Origin of the sequence: Arthrobacter sp. HMSC06H05, from assembly GCF_001807395.1 — a bacterium.
Lineage (GTDB): Bacteria > Actinomycetota > Actinomycetes > Actinomycetales > Micrococcaceae > Pseudoglutamicibacter > Pseudoglutamicibacter albus.
Map to the genome: position 1 here is coordinate 193,487 of NZ_KV788983.1, position 269 is coordinate 193,755.

Consider the following 269-nt stretch of genomic DNA (forward strand, 5'->3'; position numbering starts at 1 on the left):
AGTTCCCCGCGCCTGCGGGGATGATCCGTTGGCTGAGGATTACGCGCCCCGCACCGTGAAGAGTTCCCCGCGCCTGCGGGGATGATCCGTTTTCGAGTTCGCGGGCTGGGATACGCCACTGGAGTTCCCCGCGCCTGCGGGGATGATCCGACCGCCCCAGAGACGTTGCTCGCGGACATGACGAGTTCCCCGCGCCTGCGGGGATGATCCGCCGCCCTCTACAGCGCAGACTACACACAGGACGAGTTCCCCGCGCCTGCGGGGATGAT

Annotated in this window: 1 CRISPR repeat array. The window is 67.3% G+C overall.

Going from position 1 to position 269, the window contains the following annotated elements:
• A CRISPR array of direct repeats spans positions 1-269; the repeat unit is 28 nt; unit sequence AGTTCCCCGCGCCTGCGGGGATGATCCG.